The sequence below is a fragment of the Kribbella sp. NPDC051137 genome (genome assembly GCF_040682535.1).
Lineage (GTDB): Bacteria > Actinomycetota > Actinomycetes > Propionibacteriales > Kribbellaceae > Kribbella > Kribbella karoonensis.
The window spans coordinates 1,148,852-1,165,860 of record NZ_JBFBBI010000003.1; the positions used below are offsets into that span (position 1 = coordinate 1,148,852).

The following is a 17,009-nucleotide window of genomic DNA, read 5'->3' on the forward strand; positions in this document are numbered from 1 at the left end:
TCCTAGGGACTCCGAGCTAGGACCGCTCGAGCGTCAGATCCATCGAACAGAACGGGGTGTAGACGAGCCCGGCGATGTTGCCCTTCCGGAGCAGGTCGATGCGGGTCCGGTAGAGCGCCGTACCGACGCTCGCTCCGGCGGACCCGACGAAGTGCCGGTAGAAGTTCAGCGCGACCTCGCCCGCGACGCGCTGGGAGACCGAGATCTCGGTGCCGATCACGCCCGCGGCGTGCAGACCCGCGAACGCGTCCACGAAACTCACCACGTCCGAAGGCTGCAGTGCCGCGGTCTCGCAGCCGTTGATGAACACCAGCGGCGCCGTCTCACTCCAGTGCGCCGAACCCCAACCGCCGGCCTCGTGCCACGCCCCGAGCGAGCCGGGCGCGATCCGCGTGTCCTGCCCGATCTCCAGGTACGGCGTGACGACGTCGGCCTGCATCTCCGTCCGGCCGTGGCAGTAGAAGTACGCCAACGGCAACTGTGGATCCGCCAACGCGGTCTCGAGGGCGGCTTTGTCATCGCACGGCACCAGCCGGAACTGCCCGGCGAAGCACGCTGCGAGGTCGGTGAAGTGCGTCGTCGTCAAGGCCGCGTTCAGCGCCAGGCTGCGCGCCGCCACGGCCTGCGCCGGCTCGACCACCTTGATGCTCGTCCGCAGGATGCCGGTCCGCACGGAGGGCGGCTGCTCGATCAGGTGCCGGAAGCCCCAGAACCCGTACGGACAAATGACGTTCAGCCCGTGCGACTCCTCCGCCGGGCACCGCGCCGGATAGTCCCGCAGTTCTGCCGACCGGGTGTCCCAGTCCTCCAGCAGCGGACAGAGCTCGCCGTCCTCCTCCGGATCCCGCGGGATGTCGTAGATCAACGCCCACGGGAACACCGTGTACGTCGCCCGCGTGATCTGGATCTTCGCTCGCTCGGCCAGGTGCTCCCGCAGGTACGCCCGGTCCGCCACATCCGGTACGACGGCCTGCCACAACTGCGCTCCGCTCAGCGCCATGCGCCGTAGGTCGGTGATGAACCCGGCCGCGGGCTTGCGATTCTGGTCGTCGTACTGGGACTTGTTGCCCTTGGCGCCTAACGTGATCTCGGTAAGGCGCTTGCGGATCGCGGTCAGGACGGTCGTCGCCTGCTGGTCGGAGACCGTGACGGCGATCGCCCGGTCGCCGTTGTTGACGACGATCTTGTGCGTGCCGCTCGGTCCGTCGTTGGTGAGGACGTTCAACCGCCGCTCCGGCAACTCGATCGATCGGGCGACGTCGTCGGTCAGTGAGTAGTCGACCATGCCCTTGATGTGTCCGGTACGGCGCCCGCGGCGCTCCACGTCGAAGTCGATCCGTGCCGACTGTACGGCGTTGTTCCGGTGGTACAGCGTGACCCGAAGGGCCGCCGGACCGAGCGTTTCCACGGTCCGGAACGGGACGTACAGGTACGTGCTCGCGCCGGTCAGCGGAAGAGTGAGCCGGTACGGCCCGGGGTCGACCGTGACGTCACTACTGCTGACCACGACGTCGAACCGGTATCCCTCGGCGTCGTCGGGTTCGTCCAGCTGGAGCGGGACGGGATTGATGATGACCGAGTCCTCGACGAGCGGGCCGACGTCGATGCGGATCTGGTACCCGCCGTCCGGCCGCAGCGGGGTCGTCGTACTCAGCAACTGCCGCTCCGAGTCGGTCAGCGCCACGTTGAGCACCCGGGGTGCGGGCGTCGGCTCCGTCTGGACGAACGACCACGAGAGGCCGCCCGGCCGGAGCAGAGCGCCGAACGTGAGCCTGGACAAGGACTGCGCGATGAAGGCAGCACTGCGCGCGTCGCCACTGTCGGCCGGCGTCAGGCTGACCTCCGCGGAGGTGCCGGACAGCTGATGGTCAGGGATGGACTCGAGGGCTGTCCGGCGGCTGATCGCGCTGAGGTCCAACGTCGTTCCGTCGTCGAAGGCAACCATCGCCGGCACGTCGTAGAACCGCTTGTAGAACAGGTCGACCACCCGCTGCGTGGCATCCACGTCCGGGATCGACAAGGTCAGCCCCACGCGGGACAGGTCAACCGGCCATTCGATCGGCTCGGCCGGGGCCAGATCGGCATGGTCCCGCCAGGTGTCTCTCGCATCCTCGAGCCGCAATGGCTGCGCCGGATTCCCTTGTGCTGACAGGCGGACGACGTCCGGCAGGCCTTCCAACGTGTCCAGTTGGTTGTCGTCGAGGTACAGCTCCTCGAGCGGCAACTCCGCGAGTACGGCGAGCGCGTCCGACGTGAGGTGGTTGCCCGACAGATCCAGCCGGCGCAGCGCGCGCAACTGCGAAAAGGCTTCGGGTAGCGTCAACAGCTCGTTGCCACTCAGGTCGAGTGCGGTGAGCGTCGGCGGACCGGGAGCGGTGGCGAGTTCGGACAGCTTGTTGTCGGCCGCGTCCAGGATCAGCAAGCCAGGTACTTCGGCGAGCGGCGTGAGGTCGCTCAGGAGGTTGCCGGAGACATCGATCCGCTGCAACTCCTGGCAGTTCGCGATCTCGGGCGGGATCGCCCGGAGGCGGTTGCCGGAGACATCGAGCAGGCGCAATGCGGCTGCCTGCCCGATGTTGGCGGGCAGCGCGGTCAGCCGGTTCCCCGCGAGGATCAGGCGTTGCAGGCGCGTCGCGTCATACAGCCAGGCGGGCGGCAGCTCGGCCAGCTGGTTGCCGCTCAGGTCGAGGCTGGTGAGGAACCCGAGGGACGGCACATGGTCCGGCAGCGCGTGCAGTCCGAGCCGGCGCAGCGACAGGTGCCCGGACCGCTGCCAGTCCTGGGCCTCCATGGCCGCGGAGACCCGCGCGACATCGTCCGCCTGGTTCGCGGCGCCGCTCATGGACGGACGTCAGACGGCTCCATACCGCCCCCCTACCGTGATTCCCCCTCAGGAGTTCTCACGATAGGGGTTTGCCGCCGGAAGTAACAGAGCGTGAGTCAGGCCACTGTCCAGGTGTCCGCGCCGGTCACCAAGGCCTGCAGATCGCCGGAGCCCTGGGCTTCCTGGGCGGTGACGATCTGCTGGCGGACCAGGTCGTCGTACGCCGGGCGGTCGACGTCGCGGAAGACGCCGACCGGGGCCCGGTGCAGCACGCCGCCGTCGGTGAGCCGCGACAGTGCGAACGCGTACGCCGGGTCGTCGACATGCGCGTCGTGCACCACCAGATCGGCCTCGCCGTTCGGCAGCGAAGCGATCTCACGGACCGCGAGGGACGCGAACCCGTCGCGGACCACGCCGAGCCGCCCGTCCGTGCCGAAGCGGATCGGTTCGCCGTGGACGAGCGGGATGATCGCGTCGTCCCGGGTCTCCGGGTCCTTGAACGCCTCGAACGCGTTGTCGTTGAAGATCGGGCAGTTCTGGTAGATCTCCACGAACGCCGTACCGCGGTGCTCGGCCGCGGCCCGCAGCACCGACGTGAGGTGCTTGCGGTCCGAGTCGACGGTCCGCGCGACGAACGTCGCCTCCGCGCCGAGCGCCAGCGAGACCGGGTTGAACGGGTTGTCCACCGACCCCATCGGCGTCGACTTCGTCACCTTGCCGGGCTCCGAGGTCGGCGAGTACTGACCCTTGGTGAGCCCGTAGATCCGGTTGTTGAACAGCAGGATCTTGAGGTTCACGTTCCGCCGCAGCGTGTGGATCAGGTGGTTGCCGCCGATCGACAGCGCGTCCCCGTCACCGGTCACCACCCAGACGCTCAGATCGGGACGCGCGGTCGCCAGACCGGTCGCGATCGCCGGCGCGCGGCCGTGGATCGAGTGCATGCCGTACGTCGACAGGTAGTACGGGAACCGGGACGAGCACCCGATCCCGGAGACGATCGCGACGTTCTCGCGCTTGATCCCGAGCTCGGGCAGGAAGCCCTGGAAGGCCGCGAGCACGGCGTAGTCGCCGCAGCCGGGGCACCAGCGGACCTCCTGGTCCGACACGTATTCCTTGCGGTTCTGCGGCTCGGTCGCGGGCGGAACGTTCCGCAGGCCGTCGGGCAGGCTCGGCATGCCGAGCTCTACGGCGCTCATCGTGCACCCTCCTTGAGATGGCCGTTCTGGTCGGCCAGTGCTTCACCGTGCTTCAGGGCGGCGGCCGCGGTGCCGAGGTGCCGCGCGTCGTCGTCGATGCCCTCGGTCTCCTCGACCAGGTTGCCGATCACCTCGGCCAGCTCCGCGGCGCCCAGCGGCATCCCGCGGACCTGCGCGTACGAGACCACGTCCACCAGGTACTTCGAGCGCAGCAGCATCGCCAGCTGGCCGAGGTTCATCTCCGGGACGAGGACCTTCTCGTACGACTTCAGCACGTCGCCGAGGTTCGAGGGGAACGGGTTCAGGTGCCGCAGGTGCGCGTGCGCGACCTTGCCGCCGACCGTGCGGACCCGGCGGACACCGGCGCCGATCGGGCCGTACGTCGAACCCCACCCGAGCACCAGGACCTTCGCCGTACCGTCCGGGTCGTCCACCTCGACCGGCGGGATCGAGCGCGCGACCGCGTCCACCTTCGCCTGCCGGGTGCGGATCATCAGGTCGTGGTTGGCCGGGTCGTAGGAGATGTTCCCGGTCTTGTCCTCCTTCTCCAGACCGCCGATCCGGTGGTCCAGGCCCGCGGTCCCCGGGACCGCCCAGGCACGGGCCAGGGTCTCCGGGTCGCGCAGGTAGGGAAGGTACTTGCCGTCGGGCGTGTTCGGCGCGGTCGTGAAGTCCGGGTCGATCGTCGGCAGGTCCTCGACGACCGGGATCTGCCACGGCTCGGACCCGTTCGCCAGGTAGCCGTCGGACAGCACGATCACCGGCGTCCGGTAGGTGATCGCGATCCGGGCCGCCTCGATCGCGATCGCGAAGCAGTCCGCGGGGGACTGGGCGGCGAGCACCGGTAGCGGCGCCTCGCCGTTCCGCCCGAACATCACCTGCAGCAGGTCGGCCTGCTCGGTCTTGGTCGGCATCCCGGTGGACGGGCCGGCGCGCTGGATGTCGCAGATCACCAGCGGCAGCTCGAGCATCACGCCGAGGCCGATCGTCTCGGACTTCAGGCTGATACCCGGGCCGGACGACGTGGTCACGCCGAGCGCCCCGCCGAACGACGCGCCCAGGGCGGCGCCGACGCCGGCGATCTCGTCCTCGGCCTGGATCGTGGTGACGTTGAACCGCTTGAGCTTGGACAGCTCGTGCAGCACGTCGGAGGCCGGGGTGATCGGGTACGCGCCGAGCACCAGCGGCAGACCGGCTCGCTGCGCACCGGCCACCAGGCCGTACGCCAGCGCCAGGTTGCCGGAGATGTTCCGGTAGGTCCCGGTCGCCATCCGGGCCGGCTTCACCTCGTACCGGACCGAGAACTCCTCGGCGGTCTCCCCGAAGTTGTAGCCTGCGCGGAAGGCCGCGATGTTCGCGTCCCGGATGTCCGGCGCCTTCGCGAACTTCGTCTCCAGGAACGTGATCGTCGACTCGACCGGCCGCTGGAACAGCCAGGACACCAGGCCGAGCGCGTACATGTTCTTCGCCCGGGACGCGTCCTTGCGGGTCAGCCCGAACTCCTTGACCGACTCCACCGTCATCCCGGTCAGGTTCAGCGGTACGACGTGCCAGCCGTCGAGCTCACCGGTCTCCAGCGGGTTCTCGTCGTACCCGATCCGCTTCAGGTTGCGCGCGGTGAAGTCGGCGGTGTCGACGATCAGCGTCGCGCCCCGCGGCACGTCCTTCAAGTTGGCCTTCAGGGCGGCCGGGTTCATCGCGATCAGGACGTCGGGCGCGTCGCCCGGCGTCAGGATGTCGTGATCGGCGAAATGCAACTGGAAGGAGCTGACCCCGGGCAGGGTTCCGGCTGGTGCGCGGATCTCCGCCGGGAAGTTGGGCAACGTCGACAGGTCATTGCCGAACGACGCCGTTTCCGCTGTGAACCGGTCCCCCGTGAGCTGCATCCCGTCACCGGAGTCGCCGGCGAACCGGATCACCACGCGGTCGAGCTGCTTGACCTCGATGGTCACTGTTCTGTTCATCTCCAAGTCGAAGCTTGGGTCGGCCTGCCGCGTCGTGGGCGACACGTCGATCCCCCCAGTCAGGGCGATAACCCCAATATTAGTTCGCCCTTAGAACGGAACCATGCGGAAGCCCCGGTGGTCCACAGCCTGGGACGCGGTGTGAGAAGCCCCTCCGGTCCGGTAAGGGGGTGTCTCACCCTCCGCGAACGTTCGGTTGCGATCCGGAGTGAGAACCGGCAGGGTGGCGGCAACTGCTTGCGACTTCAGGGAGCTGTGTGATGCGCCGACTGCCGGCCGGACTGCTAGCTGGACTGCTGATGGTGCTGCTGCTCGGCTGCGTGGTCCCGGGCGCGTCCGCGGTCCCGTCGCCGGTGCGCGCCGTGAAGATCACCAGCATTCGTACGACGGACGCGACCAAGGGCGTGATCACCGTCGTCGGCACGCTGACCCCGGCGCCCGCGAACGGGACCCGGATCCCGCTGCACCAGTGGATCCCGTCCCAGAAGCGCTGGCAGGAGATCGCGCACGGCTACTCGACCGGCAGCAGCGTGACGATCACCACGGTCCAGCCCGGGTCGATCCGGACCTACCGGATCGCGGTCGGGGCGCAGGCGCCGTACGCCGCGGCGCTGTCGCCGATGATCTCCTTCAAACACTACGTGTGGCGGGGGCTGTTCAAGAAGGGCGTGGTCGCGGTCGGCGGGGCCGGGCAGCCGCAGTTCAACGTCGTACCGCCGAAGGAGGGGCCGCGGCGGTCCGAGGCAGACCTGCTGGCGGACCAGGGCGGGTACGTCTGGGGCGAAGTCGACTCGACCGGCTGCCGGTACTCGCGCACCTGGCTCGGCAACCTGACCGACGGACTGGTCCGGGTTTCGCTGCACAACGGGACCACGGCGGTCACCTCGGTCCGCATGCAGCAGGAGACCGAGCGCTGGCTGAACTACGACATCGCCGGCATCACCCGCCTCCGCCTCCAGGTCGCCGACATCCGCTCCGGCTACGGCCCGTACGTCTCGATCGACTCCTCACTGCTCTGCACGAACTAGACTGCTGCCCGTGTCGGACAGCTATGGGGTCGTCGCCGCGGTGGTCGCGCTCGGCCTGGTCGGGCTGGTCGGGGCGTTCGCACTGAACAAGGCGCTGACGGTCACGTATCCGACCGAGGGCAAGCTGAAGACGTACGAGTCCGGCGTCGACCCGGTCGGCGAGGGATGGGCCCAGGTCCACATCCGGTACTACCTGTTCGCGTACCTCTACGTGATCTTCGCCGTCGACGCGATCTACCTGTTCCCCTGGGCCACCATCTTCAGCACACTCGGCTTCGCCACCCTGATCGAGATGTTCGTCTTCCTGGCTTTCGTCGCGGTCGGCCTGCTGTACGCCTACCGTAAGGGCGTACTGCGCTGGACCTGACCGAGGAGCGACGAACGTGCAGAGCTGGCTGGACGAGAACCTCACGGACCTGATCACCAAGCACGGCGTCCCGGCGGCGTCGGTCGCGGTGCTGGCCGGCGGCGTGGTGAGTACGGCGGCCGCGGGCATCCTGAACCGGAACACCGGCGTCGAGGCCACCACCGACTCGGTCTTCCAGATCGGGTCGATCACCAAACTCTGGACGACCACGCTGGTCATGCAGCTGGTTGCCGACGGCAAGCTGGACCTGGACCGGCCGGTCCGCGAGTACCTGCCCGGCTTCCGGCTCGCCGACGAGGCGGCCGCCGCGGCGATCACCCCGCGGCAGCTGCTCACGCACTCCAGCGGGTTCTCGGGCGACGCGTTCACGCCGACGTCCCGCGGCGACGACGCGGTCGAGCTGTTCGTCGACGACGTACTGCCCGGGCTGCCGCAGGAGGTCCCGCCCGGCGCCGGGTTCTCGTACAACAACTCGGGTTTCGTGGTGCTCGGCCGGATCGCCGAGGTGCTGCGGGGCAAGCCGTACCACCAGCTGATCCGCGAGCAGATCGCCGTACCGCTCGAGCTGGAGCACGTCGCGACGATCCCGGACGAGGCCCTGCTGTACCGCGCCGCGCTCGGGCACATCGCACCGAAGCCGGGGGACCCGCTGCAGGCGGCGCCGATGTGGAGCCTGGTGCACGCGATGGCGCCGGCCGGGTCGCTGCTGGCGATGAGCGCGGGCGACCTGCTGACGTTCGGGCGTGCGTACCTGGACGCGACGCTGCTCGACCGGGAGACCGTCGACCGGTTGTGGGAGCCACAGGTCGACGTACCGTCGATCGGCGGGTTCGCGGACCACTGGGGCCTGGGCTGGATGATCTTCGACCTCGACGGCGGCCGGCTGTACGGCCACGACGGCGGCACGGTCGGCCAGTCGGCGTTCTTCCGGCTCGCCCCGGAGCAGGGCGTCGCGGTGGTGCTGCTCACCAACGGCGGCGACACGGGCGCGCTGTACGACGAACTCGTCGGGCACGTGCTCCGCGAGACGACGGGGATCGAGTTGGCGGCCCGTCCGGTGCCGCCCGAGGAGCCGGTGCGGGTCCCGGCGGAGCTGGTCACCGGTCGCTACACCGGCGTACTCCAGCAGTCGACGGTGAGTGTCGAGGACGGGGAGTTCTGGGTGCTCGACGAGCCGGTCAGCGAGGAGGCGCGGGCGCTGATGCCGGAGTCGCGGCGGATCCGGCTGGTCGGGCTCGACGAGACCCGGCTGATCGCCGCCGAGCCGGAGCGCGGGGTGCACGAGGTGCTGGCGTTCCGGAGCCCGGCGGACGGTCGCGCGGCGTATCTGTTCCGGGGCGGGCGGCTGACGCCGCGGAGTAACTGAGAGTCATTCCACTTTCTGTTGCCTGATCACCGCTTGTGATTGCGTCGGGCAACAAGCGTCAGTTTCAAGCGTTCTGTTCAACGGAATGCGTACACCCGGTCGCCAAGCGCAGGGTTGCGAGCTATGGTGATTACTCGGGGGAACGGGGCGAATACGTGGTGGTGAGGCTATGTCGTGGCAACTGTGGGTAGTGATCGCGCTAGCTGCAGCCGGGGTCGTGTTGCTGGCCGCAGCCCGGATGCGGCACGCCCGCCAGGTCTTCGACGACATCACTGAGCCCGAACGTCCCCGGGTCGAGGAGACCCAGGCCGACGAGCTGGCCCGCGCCCGCGCCCGCCACGTCACCCACGAGCAGGGCCACCGCCGCCACGGCTAGGGTGCGTCTCAGGCGTCTTCGAGCAGACCGTCCCGTCGTGCGACCGCGGCGGCTTCGGTGCGGGAGCGGACGCCGAGCTTGGCGAGGATGTTCGAGACGTGCACGCTGACCGTCTTCTCGCTGATGTACAGCTCTCGCGCCAGCTGCCGGTTCGTCCGGCCCTCGGCGAGCAGCCGCAGTACTTCGGTCTCCCGTGAGGTCAGCGCACTCGCGCCGTGCGGATCACCGCCACCCGCCTCCTCCAGCAGCGGCCGCGCGCTCAGCTCCCGCCCGACGTCCGCGGCCAGCGCGGCCTGCTCGTTGGCCTCCGCAACCCGCCCCGCGGCCCGCAGCGCCGCCGACAACCGGACCCGCGACCACGCCTGCTCGAACACGTACCCGTACCCGAACGCGTCCGTCGTCCGCTGCCACGCGGCGACGTGGTCCTCCGGCGTCGGCGCGTCGACCCCGGCCAGCCAGCGCAGCCGATCCCACTCCGACTCCAGCCGGGCCAGCCACGCCAGCCCCTCGACCCCCATCAACCGCCCCGGCGGCAGCCCCTTCTCCGCGGTCGCCTGGCCCGCGGACACCAGCTCCGCCCCGCGCGCGACCAGCTCCGCGGCGGCCGACGGCTCACCGACGGCCCGGTGACACAGCAACTGCAACCCGAGCGTCGCGAACCGGATCCGGCCGAGGAACCACTCGGTCTGGAACACGTCCGCGCACAGCGTGGTCACGTCCGCGACCAGCTTCTCGGCCGCGGCCGGCTTGTCGAGCGCGCGGTACGCGTCCACGGCCGGCTGCAACCCGATGATCGGCAGCATGATGTCCAGGTCCCACCACTTGCGGGACAGCTCGAACTCCTCCGCGACCGTGGTGTCGCCGCGCCCGCCGCGGACCGAGAACTCGACCGCCCGCAGCGCGGCCCCCGCCGCAGCCGGCGTCATCGAGTCGGTCCGCGCGGTCGCCGACGCGTCGTCCCACTCGCCGAGCATGAACTGGGTCAGCGCCAGCATCCGCCGCGCGTCGAACCCGTACGCCGCCCACTGCCGCCCGAGCTCACCGGCGCGCTTGGTCGCGAACGACAGCGCCGCCTTCGCGTTCAGCAGATCGCCCTGCTCATACCGCGTCGACCCGAGCAGGAACCGGCTCCGCACCTCCGCGGCCGGGTCGCCGGTCAGCTGCGCCCGTACGGCGGCCTCCTCGAGCTGCTTGGCCGCCGTCTCCGGGTCGCCGGCCCGGCGGCGCAGCTGGGCGAGCGTGATGCCGGCGTCGCTGGCCGCGGACTCCTGGCCGGCCTCGCGGGCGATCTCCAGCGCCTTGTGTGCCCAGCGCTCGGCCTCCATCGGGCGGCCCAGCGCGTCCGAGACCCGCGCGTACAGCGAGGCGACCTGGGCCTTGAAGACACTCGCCGGCTCGTCGCTGACCAGCTTCTGCGCCTGCGAGACAGCCTCGTTGGACTCCTGGTCGTTGTCGATGATCAGCGCGATGTCGGCCAGCGGCAGCAGCAGCTCGGCGCGCTGCCGCTTCGGCGCGTCGGCCGGCAGCTCGGCCAGCGCCTTCCGGAGCAGCTTGAGGGCGCGCAGGTGCTGCGAGGACAACGTGGCCGCGGTCGCGGTGTCGACGATCAGCCAGGTCTTGTCGACCGTGGTCGTCGGCGCCGCGTTCGGGAACAGCTCGAGCGCCATCTCGTAGTGCTTCAGCGCCTCCTGCGGCGCCGCGACCGACAGCGCCTCCTGCCCGGCCCGGACCCGGGCCTCGAACGCCGTCGCCAGATCGTGCGACCGGGTCGCGTGCCCGGCCAGCTCGGCGGCCGTGCCCGCGACGGTCTGGTTCTCCAGGGCCTGCACGTACGCCGCGTGCTCGCGGACGCGCTCGCCCGGCAGCAGGTCGTCGTACACGGCCTCGGCCAGCAGCGCGTGCCGGAAGTAGTACCGATCACTGGTCGGTACGTCGATGATGTGGGCGTCGATCAGCTCCCGCAGCGCCTCGTCGAGCTCGCGGTCCGGGAGGTTCGCCACCGCGGTGAGCAGCGTGTGCGGGACGCGGCGCCCGGCGACCGCGATCACCCGGGCCACCTGGCGGGCGTTGTCGGACAGCGGGTCGAGCCGCACCAGCAGCAGATCGGCGAGATCCGGCGGCACGCCGTCGTTGTCGCCCATCGAGGCCGCCGCCGCCAGCTCCTCGGTGAAGAACGCGTTGCCGCCGGCCCGCTCCAGGATCCGGCGCTCCTCCTCGGCGGGCAGCGGATCGGTCAGCAGCGAGTGCAGCAGCGTCCGGGCCTCGTCGGCGTCGAGGGGCAGCAGGTTGACCCGGCGCACCCGCGGATTCCGCGACCACTCGGCGATCGGGCGGCGGAGCGGATGCCGGCGGTGCAGGTCGTCGCTGCGGTACGAGACCACCAGGGCGAGACGCTGCGAGGTCAGCCGGGTGATCAGGAAACCGATCAGGTCCCGGGTCGAGTCGTCGGCCCAGTGCGCGTCCTCGATGATCACCAGCAGCGGCTCGCTGGTGGACAACGCGGTGAACGCGCCGAGCACCGCGTCGAACAGCGCCGCCCGGTCCAGCTGGCCCTCCTGCTGCGGCGCGGGCTGGGCGCCGAGCAGCCGGTGCGCGGGCAGCAACCGGCCGATCGCCGGGAAGTTCGTCAGTACGCCCTCGACCAGGTCTGGCCGGTCACCGGCCAGCCGGCCGAAGATCTCCGAGAACGGCTGGTACGGCAGGCCGGCGTCGCCGAAGTCGGTGCAGTGCCCGACCAGTACGCCGAAACCGCGCTCGTGGGCCCCGGTCGCGACCTCGTCCAGCATCCGGGTCTTGCCGACGCCGGCGTCACCGGACAGCAGCACGGCACCGGCGCGGCGCGTCTTCGCGTCGTCCACGGCGCTGAGCAGGGCGGCCATCTCGGACGAGCGGCCGACGAGAGGTGTCGAGTTCCAGGGCACGTCGTCCATCTTCGCCCCTGGCGCCGACACAAATCGACGGCATCCCGTTCCGTGGTGTCTCCCAGTCGCAGAAACGCCGTCCCTGATCACGATTTCTCGATCAGGGACGGCGGTCTCGGCGGTCATGCGACGGGACGGGGACGAAGGGCGTGCCGCGGCTTCGGCTCGGTGGCCTTCACCGTGCGCTCCCGGCGGTTCGCGGCCCGGTAGTCACGCTTGGCGCGCTCCAGGCGGTACGCCGCCTCCGCTCGCATCGAATCGGGGGTCAGTGGAACTGTGATCATGGTGTGTCCCTCCCTTCAGGCTTTCCGGCCGAACAGGTGGCTGATGGTCCGGCGGCCGCGGTTGCCCGAGTGGCCGCGGTGCTGCCGGAAGTCGCGGCTGAGGCGCTCCCTGCGGTAGTCGACCTCTGCCTTGACGCTTGCGTTGGTGAACATGTGTTCCTCCGTTGTTCTGCGCCGGCTCCCTGCCGACACCCTTAATCTGCTCGTCTGAGGTGGGCCCGCACATCGGAACTCCTCCCTATCCCCGCCGTAGGCAGACCCCTAGGTGCGCTCAGGCAGTCCTAGGACCCCTGAAAAGACGGTGGCGCGGCCGGCTCTCGGGGAGCCGGCCGCGCCGGGGGAAGGGGGTCTTGGGCGGTGAACGTGCGGTCACATCGCGGGCCGGGCCCGGAGTTCGGGCGCGCAGGGCTGGGGCGGCTGCGGTACACGCTTACGGAACCACGAGGGACGCTGGAAGTCGCGACGGATCCGCTCTTGGCGATACTTCATCTCCGCCTGAACCGCGGCGGTCGAGTAAACAAACATGGTCTCCTCCGGCTGCTCTCGCTGCTGAGAAAACAGTCCGTCTCTGAGGAGACTCCTCACATCAGCACAACTCCCTATGCCTCGGGCAACTACACCCTTAGGGCATGTCAGCTGTTGTAGGTGAGGTTGAGCTCGTAGTGGGTCGGGTCGAGGAGTTCGTCGGCGTACTCGGCGACCTGGTCGGTGGCGGTCCAGCTGGTGCGGGTGGTGTGCAGGAACCAGGTGCCTTCGGGGCGGTCGAGGTGGCCTGCTTCGACGGGAGTGAGGGGACGGCCGCGGAGGCGTTGTTCGCAGTGGTCGAGGTACAGCCCCGCGCGGTTCAGCGTGACGCTGATCGAGCCGTTGTCGAGTCCGCGTTCGGGCAGGTCCCGCAGGGCGTCCACCGCCGGGACGTGGCTGCGTTCGAGCGAGATCGCCGTACCGTCGGTGAGTTGCCGGACGCGTTCGATCACCACGAACGACGCCGACGCGAGCTCGAGCCGCGCGGCGAGCTCCGGGTCCTCCTCGAGCTCGATCCGTACCGTCCGCATCCGCGTCTCGACGCCCTGCTCGGACAGCGCATGCGTCCATCCGAGCCGCCCGTCCAACGGCCGCCCGTCGAACAGCACGTACGAACCCTTCCCGGTCCGTGTGGCGATCAGCTCGTCCTCGGCGAGTACGGCGAGTGCCGCGCGGACCGTGTTGCGGCTGACGGCGAAGCGCCGCGCCAGCTCGACCTCGCCCGGCAGTTGCGTTCCCGGCTGTACGACGCCGGACTTGATCTCCCGCGCCAGCACCCGCGCCACCCGTTCGTGCTTGAGCCGGATCATCGCAACTGCTCCACGCTCACGATCTCCAGCATCGGCGCGTACAACCGCATCAGGTCGATCGCCTTCGCATGGTTCTCCGCGGTGGACCCGGCGCACGCCTCCTCCACCACCTGCACCTGTACGCCGGCGTCGACCGCGGCCAGCGCCGTACTGATCACGCAGCAGTCGGTCGCCACCCCGGCCAGCACCAGCCGCCCGTCGACCCGCGCCGCCAGCTCGGGGCCCCAGGCGCCGAACGTCGTCTTGTCCAGCGTCGGGGCGCCTTCGAACTCGTCCACCAACTGGTAGTCCGCCGCATCGGCCGGCTGCAACGCGAAGGGGAACGCTTCGTAATACCCCACCCACGCCCCGTCAGGTTTTTCCGGCGCGACGAACCGCGTGAACACCACGTCGGGCGAGAACAGCTTGATCAGCTCCCGCGCCGGTTCCACCACCCGGCGGAAGTCCGGCGTCGCCCACCCCGACGAAGGATCCGCGAAGATCCGCTGCAGATCGATCAGCGCCAGCACGTGTCACGCCTCCTGACGCCGTACGGCGGACCGGCCGCCGAACCACTGCGCGACGAACCCGATCACCAGCGCGGCCAGGACGCCGAGGTTCGCGAACGCCCACGCGCCGTCCTTGCCGCCGAGCCCGAACGCCCCGAGCAGGTACCCCTGCCAGGTCAGCCAGGACGCGTACGTGTTCGTGACCAGTCCCCAGCCGATGCCGGTGGCAACGATCATCGTGACCACCGGCAGCCACCGGATGTCGCCGTACCGCCCGCTCGGCCGGTACAGGTCGTCCTCCGCGTAGTCGCGGCGGCGCGACGCGATGTCGGCCAGCATGATCCCGCACCAGGCCGCGATCGGCACGCCGAGCGTGATCAGGAATCCCTGGAACTGCCCGAGGAACTTCCCGCCGTAGAACACCACGTAGATCGTGCCGGCGATCATCACCACGCCGTCGACGAACGCGGCGACGTACCGTTTCACAGGCAGCCCGAGAGACAGCAGCGCGAGCCCGGACGAGTAGATGTCGAGCACCGCCCCGCCGACCAGCCCGAGCACCGCGACGATCACGAACGGCACCAGGAACCAGGTCGGCAACGTCGCCGCCAGCGCACCGATCGGGTCCGCGCTGATCGCGGTGCTCAGATCCTTCGACGACCCGGCGAGTAGCAGCCCGAACGCCAGCAGTACGACGGGAGCGACCGAGCCGCCGAACGTCGTCCAGCCGACCACGCCGCGGCTCGACGCCCGGCGCGGGAGGTACCGCGAGTAGTCCGCCGCCGCGTTCACCCAGCCCAGCCCGAAGCCGGTCATCAGGAACACGAGCGCGCCGATCACCGCCTGGGCGGAACCGTTCGGAATGTCCGAAACCGTTTTCCAATGGATCTGGTCGGCGACCAGGACCATGTAGACGACGGTCAGTACGCCGGTGACCACCGTGATCACCGTCTGCGCCCGCATGATCAGGTCGAACCCGAGTACGCCGCACGCCACCGTCAGCAGCCCGACCACGACCAGCGCGATCACCTTGGTCAGCGCGCCGCCGCCCCAGCCGAGCCGGTCGAACACGGTCGCGGTCGCGAGCGTCGCGAGGATCGTCAGCACCGTCTCCCAGCCGACCGTCAGCAACCAGGAAACCAGCGCCGGAAACTTGTTTCCCCGGACCCCGAACGCGGCCCGGCTGAGCACCATCGTCGGCGCCGAACCACGTTTTCCGGCCAGCGCGATCAGCCCGCAGAGCAGGAACGAGAACACCACGCCGATCAACCCGGCGACCACCGCCTGCCAGAGCGAGATCCCGAAACCGAGCGCGAACGCGCCGTAGCTCAGTCCCAGCACGGACACGTTGGCCCCGAACCACGGCCAGAACAGCTGGCTCGGGCGGCCCTTCCGGTCCGCGTCCGCGATCACGTTCAGCCCGTTGCTCTCGACGGAGAGCGCGCGGGTCTGCTGCACCTCGACCTGATCGGTCATGTCGGCTCCTTTAGGGACCTGTTCAGTCCTGTTCAAAACGACGGTAGGACGCGGCTCCGGAGCGGTCAACGAGTTATAGGCTGATCTCATGGCCGAGACCGAACTGGGGATGCCGACCGTGCGGCCGGCCGTGGGCGCGCTGACGAAGCTCGCACCGGAGCCGGTCCGGTACCTGCTGAACTGGGGCCGGAAGTACTCGCTCTGGGTGTTCAACTTCGGCCTCGCCTGCTGCGCGATCGAGTTCATCGCGGCCTCGATGGGCCGGCACGACTTCATCCGGCTCGGCGTGATCCCGTTCGCGCCCGGCCCGCGGCAGGCCGACCTGATGGTGGTGTCCGGCACGGTCACCGACAAGATGGCGCCCGCGATCAAGCGGCTGTACGACCAGATGCCGGAGCCGAAGTACGTGATCAGCTTCGGCTCCTGCTCGAACTCCGGCGGCCCGTACTGGGACTCGTACTGCGTGACCAAGGGCGTCGACCAGATCATCCCGGTGGACGTGTACGTGCCCGGCTGCCCGCCGCGGCCGGAGGCGCTGTTGCAGGGCATCCTCAAGTTGCAGGAGAAGATCGCGGGCGAGACCGTCGCGAGCCGGTACGAGGAGCCGTCGGCGGCCGCCCTGACCCGGGGCCTGGTGCAGCCTTGACCTCCGACGCTGTCGAGGCGCTGACCGGCGCCGGGATCGCCGCGACGTCCGCGAGCAGCTTCGGGCCGGTCGCGATCGACGTACCGGCATCGGCGTGGGTCGCGGCCCATGAGGTACTGCGGGACGCGGTCGGGTTCACGTTCTTCGATTTCCTGAGCGCGTCGGACGAGCTCAAGGACGGGTTCCGGGTGGTGTCGCACCTCGCGGACTTCTGGGGCGGGGCGCACGTCGACCATGTGCTGGTGCGGACGCTGGTGCCGCGCGACAACGCCGTACTGCCGACGCTGACCGAGGTGTACGCCGGGGCGAACTGGCACGAGCGGGAGACGCACGAGATGTTCGGGATCGCCTTCGACGGGCATCCGAACCTGACCACACTGCTGCTCCCGGACGAGTTCGAGGGACACCCGCTGCGCAAGGAGTTCGTGCTCGCCTCCCGGGTCGCCAAGCCGTGGCCCGGCGCCAAGGAGCCGGGCGAGTCCGACCACGCCCCCGCCGGCGCCCCCAGCCGCCGCCGCACCCTGCCACCCGGCGTCCCCGACCCCGAAACCTGGGGCCCCCGCCCACCCGGCTCCGCGAACCCCGACCCCCTCGCCCCCGCCGAAGCCGCCTCCACCCCCGCCCGCCCCCGCCGAGGAGGCAGCCCGGGCGAACGCCGCACCCGCCGCCAAACCCCCACACCATCCGACACCGCACCGCCCGCGTCCGCGGGGGAGGACGCAGGCGAGTCGTAGGCTGG

General features: G+C 69.9%; 15 protein-coding genes. 6 read left to right on the forward strand and 9 right to left on the reverse strand.

The features are described from left to right. Positions 1 to 16: 16 nt before the first annotated feature. The 3 genes from AB0M51_RS20655 to AB0M51_RS20665 all read right to left on the reverse strand — a co-directional run bounded on the left by AB0M51_RS20655 (position 17) and on the right by AB0M51_RS20665 (position 5,984). A complete protein-coding gene (locus AB0M51_RS20655) occupies positions 17 to 2,842 on the reverse strand; it encodes a hypothetical protein (RefSeq protein ID WP_344197814.1) in 2,826 nt (941 codons plus the stop codon). Between the two features lie 98 nt (positions 2,843 to 2,940). Beyond that, positions 2,941 to 4,020 (reverse strand): 2-oxoacid:ferredoxin oxidoreductase subunit beta, encoded by a 1,080-nt coding sequence (locus AB0M51_RS20660; protein ID WP_344197816.1) that lies wholly within the window; start codon positions 4,018 to 4,020, stop codon positions 2,941 to 2,943. Further along, positions 4,017 to 5,984, reverse strand: coding sequence for a 2-oxoacid:acceptor oxidoreductase subunit alpha (locus AB0M51_RS20665; protein WP_344197818.1), 1,968 nt, complete (start codon positions 5,982 to 5,984; stop codon positions 4,017 to 4,019). The genes AB0M51_RS20660 and AB0M51_RS20665 overlap by 4 nt, the downstream gene beginning before the upstream one ends. A 260-nt stretch (positions 5,985 to 6,244) precedes the next feature. Here AB0M51_RS20665 and AB0M51_RS20670 point away from each other — a divergent pair, with 260 nt between their 5' ends. From AB0M51_RS20670 to AB0M51_RS20685, 4 genes are all read left to right on the forward strand, one after another. Then, positions 6,245 to 7,012, forward strand: a complete 768-nt coding sequence (locus AB0M51_RS20670; protein ID WP_344197820.1) for a hypothetical protein — start codon at positions 6,245 to 6,247, stop codon at positions 7,010 to 7,012. Positions 7,013 to 7,022: 10 nt separating this feature from the next. After that, positions 7,023 to 7,379, forward strand: coding sequence for an NADH-quinone oxidoreductase subunit A (locus AB0M51_RS20675; RefSeq protein ID WP_344197822.1), 357 nt, complete (start codon positions 7,023 to 7,025; stop codon positions 7,377 to 7,379). A gap of 16 nt (positions 7,380 to 7,395) precedes the next feature. Beyond that, the gene (locus tag AB0M51_RS20680; protein WP_344197824.1) at positions 7,396 to 8,745 is read left to right on the forward strand and encodes a serine hydrolase domain-containing protein; all 1,350 of its coding nucleotides are present in this window, start codon (positions 7,396 to 7,398) and stop codon (positions 8,743 to 8,745) included. Between the two features lie 169 nt (positions 8,746 to 8,914). After that, positions 8,915 to 9,121: a hypothetical protein gene (locus AB0M51_RS20685; RefSeq protein WP_344197825.1), complete on the forward strand. Its 207-nt coding sequence runs from the start codon at positions 8,915 to 8,917 to the stop codon at positions 9,119 to 9,121. 8 nt (positions 9,122 to 9,129) lie between these two features. Here AB0M51_RS20685 and AB0M51_RS20690 read toward each other — a convergent pair whose 3' ends face one another. From AB0M51_RS20690 to AB0M51_RS20715, 6 genes are all read right to left on the reverse strand, one after another. Continuing rightward, positions 9,130 to 12,051 (reverse strand): AAA family ATPase, encoded by a 2,922-nt coding sequence (locus AB0M51_RS20690; protein ID WP_344197826.1) that lies wholly within the window; start codon positions 12,049 to 12,051, stop codon positions 9,130 to 9,132. Positions 12,052 to 12,164: 113 nt separating this feature from the next. Continuing rightward, entirely contained in the window at positions 12,165 to 12,326 is a 162-nt protein-coding gene (locus AB0M51_RS20695) for a hypothetical protein (protein WP_344197828.1), read from the reverse strand. Between the two features lie 15 nt (positions 12,327 to 12,341). After that, complete coding sequence (locus AB0M51_RS20700; protein WP_344197830.1) at positions 12,342 to 12,479, reverse strand: hypothetical protein; 138 nt, start codon at positions 12,477 to 12,479, stop codon at positions 12,342 to 12,344. Positions 12,480 to 12,958: 479 nt separating this feature from the next. Further along, the gene (locus AB0M51_RS20705) at positions 12,959 to 13,660 is read right to left on the reverse strand and encodes a GntR family transcriptional regulator (RefSeq protein ID WP_344197832.1); all 702 of its coding nucleotides are present in this window, start codon (positions 13,658 to 13,660) and stop codon (positions 12,959 to 12,961) included. Further along, a complete protein-coding gene (locus AB0M51_RS20710; RefSeq protein WP_344197834.1) occupies positions 13,657 to 14,169 on the reverse strand; it encodes a cysteine hydrolase in 513 nt (170 codons plus the stop codon). Before AB0M51_RS20710 ends, AB0M51_RS20705 begins: the two co-directional genes overlap by 4 nt. A 3-nt stretch (positions 14,170 to 14,172) precedes the next feature. Then, positions 14,173 to 15,624, reverse strand: coding sequence for a cytosine permease (locus AB0M51_RS20715; RefSeq protein ID WP_344197836.1), 1,452 nt, complete (start codon positions 15,622 to 15,624; stop codon positions 14,173 to 14,175). An 88-nt stretch (positions 15,625 to 15,712) separates the two neighbouring features. On the opposite strand from AB0M51_RS20715, the gene AB0M51_RS20720 reads away from it, so the two are divergent. Continuing rightward, complete coding sequence (locus AB0M51_RS20720) at positions 15,713 to 16,270, forward strand: NADH-quinone oxidoreductase subunit B family protein (RefSeq protein ID WP_344197838.1); 558 nt, start codon at positions 15,713 to 15,715, stop codon at positions 16,268 to 16,270. Continuing rightward, entirely contained in the window at positions 16,267 to 17,004 is a 738-nt protein-coding gene (locus tag AB0M51_RS20725; RefSeq protein WP_344197840.1) for an NADH-quinone oxidoreductase subunit C, read from the forward strand. The genes AB0M51_RS20720 and AB0M51_RS20725 overlap by 4 nt, the downstream gene beginning before the upstream one ends. Positions 17,005 to 17,009 lie beyond the last annotated feature (5 nt).

Bases quoted from the DNA above. Each gene is read 5' to 3' on its own strand.
- AB0M51_RS20655 (WP_344197814.1), bottom strand. From the start codon at position 2,842: ATGAGCGGCGCCGCGAACCAGGCGGACGATGTCGCGCGGGTCTCCGCG.
- AB0M51_RS20660 (WP_344197816.1), bottom strand. From the start codon at position 4,020: ATGAGCGCCGTAGAGCTCGGCATGCCGAGCCTGCCCGACGGCCTGCGG.
- AB0M51_RS20665 (WP_344197818.1), bottom strand. From the start codon at position 5,984: ATGAACAGAACAGTGACCATCGAGGTCAAGCAGCTCGACCGCGTGGTG.
- AB0M51_RS20670 (WP_344197820.1), top strand. From the start codon at position 6,245: ATGCGCCGACTGCCGGCCGGACTGCTAGCTGGACTGCTGATGGTGCTG.
- AB0M51_RS20685 (WP_344197825.1), top strand. From the start codon at position 8,915: ATGTCGTGGCAACTGTGGGTAGTGATCGCGCTAGCTGCAGCCGGGGTC.
- AB0M51_RS20690 (WP_344197826.1), bottom strand. From the start codon at position 12,051: ATGGACGACGTGCCCTGGAACTCGACACCTCTCGTCGGCCGCTCGTCC.
- AB0M51_RS20695 (WP_344197828.1), bottom strand. From the start codon at position 12,326: ATGATCACAGTTCCACTGACCCCCGATTCGATGCGAGCGGAGGCGGCG.
- AB0M51_RS20700 (WP_344197830.1), bottom strand. From the start codon at position 12,479: ATGTTCACCAACGCAAGCGTCAAGGCAGAGGTCGACTACCGCAGGGAG.
- AB0M51_RS20705 (WP_344197832.1), bottom strand. From the start codon at position 13,660: ATGATCCGGCTCAAGCACGAACGGGTGGCGCGGGTGCTGGCGCGGGAG.
- AB0M51_RS20715 (WP_344197836.1), bottom strand. From the start codon at position 15,624: ATGACCGATCAGGTCGAGGTGCAGCAGACCCGCGCGCTCTCCGTCGAG.
- AB0M51_RS20720 (WP_344197838.1), top strand. From the start codon at position 15,713: ATGGCCGAGACCGAACTGGGGATGCCGACCGTGCGGCCGGCCGTGGGC.